The sequence below is a fragment of the Nitrospira sp. SG-bin1 genome (assembly GCA_002083365.1).
GTDB lineage: Bacteria > Nitrospirota > Nitrospiria > Nitrospirales > Nitrospiraceae > Nitrospira_D.
Window position 1 is genome coordinate 45,852 of sequence record LVWS01000010.1, and the last position, 9,001, is coordinate 54,852.

The window sequence follows — 9,001 nt, forward strand, 5'->3', positions numbered from 1 at the left end:
CTCCGAATACAAGAATGAGCAGGGGCGGAGGAAGGATTCAGGAGGCGACGTAGAGCCTGGGAATCTGCGGGCTGATCGCGCACAACACTTCATAGGAAATGGTTCCGGCCCACTCGGCCATGTCGCGGGCCGTGATGAGTTCGTCCTGCTGGCGCCCGATCAACACGACTTCATCTCCCACGACAACTCCTGGTATCCTGGTGACATCCACCATCACCATGTCCATGCATACCAATCCCACGATGGGAGCCCGTTGCCCTCGAATCAGAACATGTCCTCGATTTGAGAGCCGGCGGTTCAATCCATTGGCATAGCCGATCGGGAGAACCGCGATGCGTGTCGGACGTTTTGCCGTGAACGTCCTGTTGTAACTGACGGTGCTTCCGGGTGGGATGGTCCGAAGTTGAGCGATGCGAGTCTTGAGGGAGAGCACCGGCATCAGGTCAGGCGTTTGAATCGTAGAGGGAAGAGTATGGTACCCATACAACATGATGCCGGGCCGTACGAGCGAATAGTGGGCAGATGGAAAACGAACGGCACCGCCGCTATTGGACACATGCACGAGAGGAACCTGAAATCCGCCTTCCAGAACGACTTTCAGGGCTTTGTTGAACCGACTGATTTGTTGTTCCGTCACGTCCGGGTCGGATCCGTCGGCATCGGCCAGATGGGTCATCAGGCCTTCCAGGTGTAGGGAGGGAGGAAATGTGTGCGAGTTGATGACCCTCACGAGTTCATCATGCGTCAGACCAAGCCGACTCATCCCGGTCTCGACTTTAAGATGGATCGGGTGGGGGGACTCGCGTGATGCCGCCGCCTGTCCCAGCGCCGTGAGCACGGAAGGATCGCTTATCACCGGGGTGAGTTGGTGGGTGAAAAGCTCGCTGAATTGTTCTTGAAAAACCGGTCCGAGGACGGCAAGAGGCACCGTGATGCCGGCTTGCCGAAGCGCAATGCCTTCATCGGTGGAAAAGACGGCAAGGCGAGCGACGCCGTACCGTATCAAGGCCTGGGAGGTCTCGATCGCGCCATGGCCGTAAGCGTTGGCCTTGACCACGGCCATGACGGCGCATCCGGGAGACAAAATCCGTCGAAACTGGGAGAGATTGTATGAGAGTGCCGTCAGATCTACGGTGGCGACGGTCGGATGGAAGGATGACGTAATGGGCACGCGTTGAAGCGAATCAGGAAGCCGGACTCAGACCTCCATGATTTCCTGTTCCTTTTTCTTGATCACGTCATCGATTTTTTGGCCGTATTGCTCGATCAGCTTTTGCGTCTCTTGCTCGCCCTTGCGCAGTTCATCCTCGGTGAGCGTGGCATCTTTTTGGAGTTTCTTCAATTCTTCATTCGCTTCCCGCCGGAACCCTCGAATCTGAACCTTTGTCTCTTCTCCGTGCTTTTTGCAGATTTTCGTCAATTCTTTTCGGCGCTCCTCCGTCAAAGGCGGAAGAGGGACTCGAATCACCTTTCCGTCGTTTGACGGCGTGACACCCAACCCTGAGTTGGATATGGCTTTCTCGATTTCTTTGATCAGTTTCGGCTCCCAGGGTTGAATGGTGATGAGTCGCGCCTCAGGAGTGGAGACATTGGCGACCTGTTTGAGCGGGGTGATGGTTCCATAATAGTCGACACGAATGCCGTCGAGCAGCGCGACGGAAGCCCGCCCTGTCCGAAGACCCGACAGATCTTTCCGCAGGTGTTCGAGCGCTTGTTCCATATGGGTGATGAATGCCTGTCGAATCGTGGCCGCGTTGGACATGAGGATACCTCGTGATGGAATCAGCGATCGCCGAGCGTGACGAGTGTTCCGATCGGCTCGCCTAATGCCACGTGTTTAAAGTTGCCCTTGACCTTCAGGTTAAACACGATGAGAGGCAATTTATTGTCCATGCAGAGGCTGATCGCCGTGGAATCCATCACCTTGAGCTTCTGATTGAGAATGGACAAGAAAGAAATCCTCTCATATTTCTTCGCCGACGGATTGGTGACAGGATCGGCGTCATAGATGCCGTCGACTTTGGTCCCTTTCATGATCACTTGCGCGCTGATCTCCATCGCGCGCAGGACGGCGGCCGTATCGGTCGAAAAATAGGGGTTGCCCGTGCCGGCTGCAAAAATGACCACGCGGCTTTTTTCAAGGTGGCGGATCGCCCTCCGACGGATGTACCCTTCGGCGAGCTGGCGCATCTCGATGGCGGATTGGACGCGGGTGATGATCCCGATCCGCTCCAGCGCATTTTGGAGTGCCAACGCATTGAGCACCGTCGCCAGCATCCCCATGTAATCCGCTGAGGCGCGCTCCATGCCGGATGCGCTGGCCGCGATCCCACGAAAGATATTACCGCCGCCGATGACCACCGCCACCTGAACGTCAAGGGCGACGACCGAAGCGATTTCTTCCGCGAGGTTTTCCAAAACGGATGGCTGAATGCCGTAGCCCTGCTCACCGGCCAACATCTCCCCACTGACTTTCAGAAGGAGGCGTTGGTATTTGGCTGAGCTCATGCTTCGCCTAATTGATAGCGGGTGAACCGGCGGACATTCATGTTTTCGCCGATCTTCGCGATCTTCTGGGCCAGGAGGTCCTTGACGGTGACGGCGGGGTCTTTGATGAACGATTGTTCCAACAAGCAGTTTTCCTGGTAAAACTTCTCCAGCTTGCCTTCGACGATCTTCGGCCACGCGGCGGGAGGCTTTCCCATTTCCTTCGCCTGCCCTTCGTAGATCAGCTTCTCCTTTTCGGCCAGATCAGCCGGAACATCCTCGCGCTTGACGAAAGACGGCTTCGCCGCCGCCACCTGAAGAGCAAGGTCGTTGACGAACGCCTTGAACTCCTCATTCCTCGCGACAAAATCCGTTTCACAGTTGACTTCGATCAACACACCGATTTTCCCACCCATATGAATGTAGGAATGAATCAGCCCTTGATTGGTTTCACGCCCGGCTTTTTTGGCCGCCGCCGCGAGGCCTTTTTGCCGCAGATAATCGACGGCTTTTTCGACGTCATTCCCGTTTTCATTGAGGGCCTTCTGACAATCCAGAATGCCGGCCCCTGTTTTTTCACGAAGCTCTTTTACGAGCTGACTGGATCCTGCCATGGTTCGTTATTCCTTCGCTCCGTCGATGAGAGTGAGCCGTTGATATGAATAATCGTGTCAGTTCACGAAACGGGAACGCTTTCAACTCGCATGGCGGGTTTCTTTTCGCCGCTGGCCGGAGCCGCTTGAAACTCTGCTTCTTCTCGCTGGGCCTTCAGATGCGCGCCCTCGATGCAGGCATCGGCGATCTTCGACGTAATCAGCTTGATCGAGCGAATCGCGTCGTCATTTCCCGGAATCGGGTAAGCGATGTCATCCGGGTCACAATTGCTGTCCAAGATCGCGATGACCGGGATATCCAGTCGGTTCGCTTCTTGAACGGCAATTTTCTCGATCCTCGTGTCCAGGACAAAGACCGCTCCCGGAAGGCTGCGCATGTTCTTGATGCCGGACAGATATTTTTGGAGCTTGGCGATATCCTTCTGCATGAGAAGGACTTCTTTCTTTTTGAGACCATGCTCGCTGGGGTTGAGAAGCGTCGTTTCCATCTTCTTCATCTTGTCGATACTGCGCCGAATAGTTTGGAAATTGGTCAACATCCCGCCCAACCAGCGTTGGTTGACGAAAAACATATTGGCCCGCTTGGCCTCTTCTTCGAGGATGTCCGCGGCTTGCCGCTTGGTACCGACGAACAGGACGGAATCTCCAGCCGCGACAAGGTCTCGGACGAAGGCATAGGTCTGCTCCATCCGCGTCAAGGTTTGCTGAAGATCGATGATATAAATGCCGTTACGTTCGCCGAACAGAAACTTCTTCATCTTGGGATTCCAGCGGTTGGTCTGGTGCCCGAAATGAACGCCGGCTTCCAACAACTCCTTGATTGCCACCACTCCCATGCCTTCACCTCCCTTCAAGCTTGCAGAGCACCCGTACATCGGGCGAGGGAATCGCTTCCCTTAATCTCAAGCCGCGCAGCGTCTTGACGCTGATGGTTATTTTATTGAATGGGGCCGTTCTCTCTTTGTGCCGGAAACAACCCCCTGTCAGATCCAGACCGAGGACGCTACCATAGTCCTGTCGGGGTTTCAAGTTGCCTAGAGTCTTTTATATTAGGATCGATAGCTTGCGTTAATGCGGACATAATCATACGAAAGGTCCGTCGTCCACATCTGGGCACGAGCGCGACCCTGCCCAAGCTGGACGGTGATCGTAAACTCCTTTTGTTTGAAGACCTGCGCGATCTTCTGTTCCGCTTCCAGTCCCATTCCCACCCCCCGCTGTACCATCATGATGTGACCGAATCGGACCGTGACTTTGTCTGGGTCGATCGCAACGCCGGATCGTCCGAGGGCCGCCATGATTCTGCCCCAATTGGCATCTTCCCCAAACAAGGCGGTCTTGACCAGGTTCGATGTTGCGATGGTGACCGCGACACGTTTCGCCGCTGCCACCGTGGCGGCTTCTTCCACCAGAATGGTGACGACCTTCGTGACTCCTTCCCCGTCGCGGCAGATCATGAGGGCCAATTCCCGAGCCGCATCAGTTAAGAGTCGTTCGAAGTCCCGATAGGCGCTCGTGCCTTGTTGAATGGATCGGTTTTTGGCAAGGCCATTCGCCAGACAGAGAACCGTGTCATTGGTGCTGGTATCACCGTCCACTGTAATGCAGTTGAAGGAGCGATCGACCGTCGATTTCAATGCCTGCTGGAGGGCGGCTGGAGCAATGGCCGCATCCGTCGTCAGATAGGCGAGCATGGTGGCCATGTTCGGATGAATCATGCCCGATCCCTTAGCCATGCCTCCCACCGTCACGACGCGACCGCCGATTTTCGCTTGTCTCGTCACGGTTTTGGGTCGCAAGTCCGTCGTTAAAATCGCTTGGGCCGCGTGTTCGCCGCCTGGAACGCTGAGACGGGCGATCAATAGTGGAATCGCCGCGGTGATGCGATCAATCGGCAGCACACGACCGATCACACCGGTCGATCCCACGAAGACTTGGTGCACAGGAATGGAGAGTTGTTGTGCCACGGTCGTCGCCATGGCTTTTGCCGCCACCAACCCTTGTTCACCCGTGCAGGCATTGGCATTCCCGCTGTTGACAATGATCGCCCGCCCGCAGCGGGACCGAAGATGACGCCGATCCAGAAGGACCGGTGCGGCTGCAACACGATTGGTTGTGAAGACGCCCGCGATCGGTCCGCTCACGTCGGACACGCAAAGGGCTAAATCGAGAAGTCCTGGTTTTTTGATCCCGCAATGAATTCCGGCGGCTTGAAATCCCAACGGTGCGGTGATGCCGACGTGTTGTGGTTGCATGCGCTGTCTCGGGTCGCGTGACGGTTGTGTCGGAGAGGATGATTAGGGATAACTACCTGCTGCCGTAAGGCCGGTGTGCTCAGGAATGCCGAGCATTACATTCATGGCTTGAATGGCTTGGCCAGCAGCTCCCTTGACAAGATTGTCGACGGCCGCCACCGTCACAACCCATCCAGCCCGCGAATCTGTGTACAGGCCGATGTCGCAATAATTCGTTCCTTTAATGTAACGCGGATTGGGAACGACATCCTCATAGAGTCTGACGAATCGTTCGCCTTTATAGAAATCGCGGTATAGGCCCCGAAGGTCGGAGAGTTGCATGGGCTGCGTCAACTTGCAATACGCCGTACTCAAGATACCTCGATTCATCGGGACAAGATGAGGGGTGAACGCCACGGTCACGGAGCCGACGTGGTTCATGAGGCCGGAGAGTTCCTGTTCGATTTCAGGAATATGGCGGTGTTGCCCGATTTTGTAGGGCTCCAGGGATTCATGCGCTTCGGGAAAATGGTAGGCCAGGGCCGGACTCCGTCCCGCTCCCGATACGCCGGATTTTGCGTCGATCACAATCGTGTCCGGCTGCACGAGCTTTTGGGCGAACAGTGGCGCCAACTGTAGGACGGCGGCGGTGGGATAACATCCGGGCGATGCAACCAGCCTCGACTTCGCGATCGCGGCCCGATGGAGCTCGGGTAACCCATACACCGCGTCGTTGAGTAAATGTGGATGACTATGCGGAGCGTGATACCACTTCTCATAGGTGCCGGCGTCCTTCAACCGATAGTCCGCGCTGAGATCGACGACGGGCTTGCCGGATTTGATGCAGGCCGCCACGGGATCCTGCGATTTGGTATGAGGCAGCGCGAGAAAAATGGCATCGGCCCGCTCCGCCAAGGCTTCCGGCGCCAAAGCTTCGAATTGAAGATCGACGATTCCCTTGAAGCTGGGAAACACGGCTGAGACCGACTGGCCAGCTGACTTCTCAGACGTCACGGCGGTGATGGTGAAATAGGGATGGGCTGCCGCAAGCCGAACAAGTTCCGCACCGGCGTATCCGCTCGCTCCCGCGATGGCGATTCGAAATGTCTCACTCATGGGTCACATCGTTATGGTGATTGACGGTCACAAAGAAGACACAAAAAAGGGAAGGCACAGAGCCTTCCCTTTTCCTGGATCGTCGGCCCCTGCGCCTAGCGCTTGGAGTACTGGAACCGCTTGCGCGCGCCCTTCTGCCCGTACTTCTTGCGTTCCTTCACGCGTGAGTCACGCGTGAGCAACCCTTCTTTCTTCAGGGGGCTGCGGGTCGAGGGGGTCATCGCCACGAGCGCCCGCGCGATGGCATGGCGGAGCGCGCCGGCTTGCCCGGTCGGGCCGCCCCCATAGACGGTCGCGCTGATCGAGTACTTGCCCATCAGGCCGGCCATCTCAAGGGGTAGCTGAATAATTTGCCGGAGAGTGAGACGAGGAAACGCCTTCTCCAACGGCTTATCGTTCACGATGATATCGCCCGCGGTGCCTGTGACCCAGGCTCGGGCGACCGCGCACTTTCTCCGCCCCGTTGCGTATTGTGTCACCACTGCCATGCGACTCGTCTCCTTCTGTTTGAGGACATCTCTAGAGTGCAATAGGTTCAGGCCGTTGAGCGTGATGCGGATGATCGGGCCCGACATAGACGCGGAGTTTGCGGGCCATGCCGTTGCCCAGCGGGGTCTTGGGCAACATGCCCTCAATCGCGCTTGTGAGGAGGCGCGTAGGGTCTTTCCGAAACACATGCGCGGCGGAGGCGGTTTTCAATCCTCCCGGATACCCTGTGTGGCGCCGGTACAGCTTGGTCTCCATTTTGTCGCCGGTCAATTGGATCTTTTCCGCATTCACGATGACCACATGATCACCCATATCGACATTCGGCGTGAACGTCGGTCGGTGTTTCCCCCGTAAAATGCTCGCCACCCGCGCGGCCAATCGGCCCAGGGTTCTCCCCTCGGCATTCACCAAATGCCAGGTTTCTTTCACTTCAATCGGATTCTCGAAATACGTCTTCATCGTTTTCTCCACGGCTGCAACGCTGTCAGCGTTTGAAGGGGGTTAAACTTCTTGCACACCGATATTCTTTGTTTCCAACTTGGACAACCACGCATCGAGATTTTGACCGCTGCGCCGTCTCCAGACATCCTGCGTGACATAAATGGGCGCCTGGCACCGAAGCGCCAATGCAATGGCGTCGCTCGGTCTGGAGTCGATGGTGCGCACGACTCCTTTGTTCTCGAGGAAGACGGTCGCGAAGTAGGTGCTGCTTTTGACGTCCGTGAGGACCGCCCGTTCCATTTTGATGCCGAGGTGCTCGCCGAAACTCTTGATCAGATCATGGCTCATCGGTCGAGGGGTGGTCGATGAATCCAAGGCGCGTTTGATCGCTTCACCTTCCGATGCCCCGACCCATATCATGAAATGCTCCGGCGCACCGTCGGCTCGGCTCAGCACGACGATCCTGGTATCCGTGTTCGAGTCTTCGACCACTCGATTGACCGTCAGCTGGATCAACGGTTCGGTCGATTGAGATGCGCGCTCTTCCATACAGCCATCCAGATGATCCGTCAGGAATCCAACTTTCCGAAGTCCTCCGGCTTCAAATTCTCCAGCCACTGATCGAGCTCTTCCGAATTTTGCTTTCGAATCACGGACTCACTCGCGAAGATCGGAGCTTGGGTCCGGAGCGCGAGCGCGATGGCGTCGCTGGGACGGGAGTCAACGGTATATTCCGAGTCTGCGTACATGAGATGCACCTTGGCAAAATAGGTATGTTCGTTCAGGTCCGTAATGACCACACTGATGACCTTGGCGTTGAAGGCATCCAAATATGCTTTCGTGAAGTCGTGAGTCATGGGCCGTGGAGGCGCCACATTTTCAATCGCCAGGCTGATCGAACTGGCTTCCGATTTTCCGACCCAGATCGGGAGCATTTCGGACTGATCATCGTCTCGGAGGATGACGATATACGCATTGTTATAGGGGTCGAACATGAGACCCTTGACCTGCATCTGCGTGATCATCGCCGAACTAAATCCTCCCTTCCGCCATGAGGGAATGGCAGAACGTGGCACAATATCACTTCCGAATTGGTGATGTCAATGAACCCTGCGACAATCCAAGGGAAAGTGGAGCGAACTCGGGGAACTCTTCCGTAAGAAATGCGCAATCAGCTGGTCGGCGGACGATAGTTTTCGGCCACCTTTGATGAATCGACCTGTTCGCCCAACTTCAAGAAGGCTTTCATCTGCTTGCGAACGAGTTCACGTCCACTCTCATCGCCGAGATTGACCTGGTACTCATTGATGACCATCACCCGCATGCCTTCCCACTTCTTCCAGCAGCTTACGCAGACCTTGCTTTTTACTTCCGACTCGAGCTTCCCCAAAAAGAGGGGAGCGGTGATCGCCTCACCAGATTGTCCGCACGTCACGCAAGAAACCTCTGCCATATCCGAGCGCTCCTTTTTTCGCTATCTCGAAGGATTAAACAGTCAAAGGTTGAAAAAATACTCATTATATCGGTGAAGCATTCTATCGGTGAGGCATTCTAGCAGAGATGTTCCGACGAAGAAAAGGTCAGAGTATCCTGCTCCCCTTGAAATTGAGACCACCTTCA

At 55.9% G+C, this 9,001-nt stretch carries 12 protein-coding genes; all 12 read right to left on the minus strand.

Annotated features, from left to right (window positions below):
* Positions 1 to 37: 37 nt before the first annotated feature.
* The 12 genes from A4E19_21385 to A4E19_21440 all read right to left on the minus strand — a co-directional run bounded on the left by A4E19_21385 (position 38) and on the right by A4E19_21440 (position 8,834).
* Positions 38 to 1,171, minus strand: a complete 1,134-nt coding sequence (locus A4E19_21385) for a hypothetical protein (protein OQW36780.1) — start codon at positions 1,169 to 1,171, stop codon at positions 38 to 40.
* Between the two features lie 27 nt (positions 1,172 to 1,198).
* Positions 1,199 to 1,762: a ribosome recycling factor gene (gene frr, locus A4E19_21390; GenBank protein ID OQW36781.1), complete on the minus strand. Its 564-nt coding sequence runs from the start codon at positions 1,760 to 1,762 to the stop codon at positions 1,199 to 1,201.
* Between the two features lie 20 nt (positions 1,763 to 1,782).
* Positions 1,783 to 2,508 (minus strand): UMP kinase, encoded by a 726-nt coding sequence (gene pyrH / locus A4E19_21395; GenBank protein ID OQW36782.1) that lies wholly within the window; start codon positions 2,506 to 2,508, stop codon positions 1,783 to 1,785.
* Positions 2,505 to 3,101, minus strand: a complete 597-nt coding sequence (gene tsf, locus A4E19_21400) for an elongation factor Ts (GenBank protein ID OQW36783.1) — start codon at positions 3,099 to 3,101, stop codon at positions 2,505 to 2,507. Before tsf ends, pyrH begins: the two co-directional genes overlap by 4 nt.
* A 62-nt stretch (positions 3,102 to 3,163) precedes the next feature.
* Complete coding sequence (locus A4E19_21405; GenBank protein OQW36784.1) at positions 3,164 to 3,937, minus strand: 30S ribosomal protein S2; 774 nt, start codon at positions 3,935 to 3,937, stop codon at positions 3,164 to 3,166.
* Between the two features lie 213 nt (positions 3,938 to 4,150).
* A complete protein-coding gene (locus tag A4E19_21410; protein OQW36785.1) occupies positions 4,151 to 5,356 on the minus strand; it encodes a hypothetical protein in 1,206 nt (401 codons plus the stop codon).
* Positions 5,357 to 5,398: 42 nt separating this feature from the next.
* On the minus strand, positions 5,399 to 6,451 hold the full coding sequence (gene argC, locus A4E19_21415; protein OQW36786.1) for an N-acetyl-gamma-glutamyl-phosphate reductase: 1,053 nt from the start codon (positions 6,449 to 6,451) through the stop codon (positions 5,399 to 5,401).
* Positions 6,452 to 6,546: 95 nt separating this feature from the next.
* Positions 6,547 to 6,939, minus strand: a complete 393-nt coding sequence (locus A4E19_21420) for a 30S ribosomal protein S9 (protein OQW36787.1) — start codon at positions 6,937 to 6,939, stop codon at positions 6,547 to 6,549.
* Positions 6,940 to 6,970: 31 nt separating this feature from the next.
* Positions 6,971 to 7,399 (minus strand): 50S ribosomal protein L13, encoded by a 429-nt coding sequence (locus A4E19_21425; GenBank protein OQW36788.1) that lies wholly within the window; start codon positions 7,397 to 7,399, stop codon positions 6,971 to 6,973.
* A 42-nt stretch (positions 7,400 to 7,441) separates the two neighbouring features.
* On the minus strand, positions 7,442 to 7,930 hold the full coding sequence (locus A4E19_21430; GenBank protein ID OQW36789.1) for a hypothetical protein: 489 nt from the start codon (positions 7,928 to 7,930) through the stop codon (positions 7,442 to 7,444).
* Between the two features lie 20 nt (positions 7,931 to 7,950).
* Positions 7,951 to 8,406, minus strand: a complete 456-nt coding sequence (locus A4E19_21435) for a hypothetical protein (protein ID OQW36790.1) — start codon at positions 8,404 to 8,406, stop codon at positions 7,951 to 7,953.
* A 146-nt stretch (positions 8,407 to 8,552) separates the two neighbouring features.
* Positions 8,553 to 8,834, minus strand: coding sequence for a hypothetical protein (locus A4E19_21440; protein ID OQW36791.1), 282 nt, complete (start codon positions 8,832 to 8,834; stop codon positions 8,553 to 8,555).
* Between the last annotated feature and the right edge of the window lie 167 nt (positions 8,835 to 9,001).

Bases quoted from the DNA above. Each gene is read 5' to 3' on its own strand.
- A4E19_21440 (OQW36791.1), bottom strand. From the start codon at position 8,834: ATGGCAGAGGTTTCTTGCGTGACGTGCGGACAATCTGGTGAGGCGATC.
- A4E19_21410 (OQW36785.1), bottom strand. From the start codon at position 5,356: ATGCAACCACAACACGTCGGCATCACCGCACCGTTGGGATTTCAAGCC.
- A4E19_21435 (OQW36790.1), bottom strand. From the start codon at position 8,406: ATGATCACGCAGATGCAGGTCAAGGGTCTCATGTTCGACCCCTATAAC.
- A4E19_21420 (OQW36787.1), bottom strand. From the start codon at position 6,939: ATGGCAGTGGTGACACAATACGCAACGGGGCGGAGAAAGTGCGCGGTC.
- tsf (OQW36783.1), bottom strand. From the start codon at position 3,101: ATGGCAGGATCCAGTCAGCTCGTAAAAGAGCTTCGTGAAAAAACAGGG.
- pyrH (OQW36782.1), bottom strand. From the start codon at position 2,508: ATGAGCTCAGCCAAATACCAACGCCTCCTTCTGAAAGTCAGTGGGGAG.
- frr (OQW36781.1), bottom strand. From the start codon at position 1,762: ATGTCCAACGCGGCCACGATTCGACAGGCATTCATCACCCATATGGAA.
- argC (OQW36786.1), bottom strand. From the start codon at position 6,451: ATGAGTGAGACATTTCGAATCGCCATCGCGGGAGCGAGCGGATACGCC.
- A4E19_21405 (OQW36784.1), bottom strand. From the start codon at position 3,937: ATGGGAGTGGTGGCAATCAAGGAGTTGTTGGAAGCCGGCGTTCATTTC.
- A4E19_21425 (OQW36788.1), bottom strand. From the start codon at position 7,399: ATGAAGACGTATTTCGAGAATCCGATTGAAGTGAAAGAAACCTGGCAT.
- A4E19_21430 (OQW36789.1), bottom strand. From the start codon at position 7,930: ATGGAAGAGCGCGCATCTCAATCGACCGAACCGTTGATCCAGCTGACG.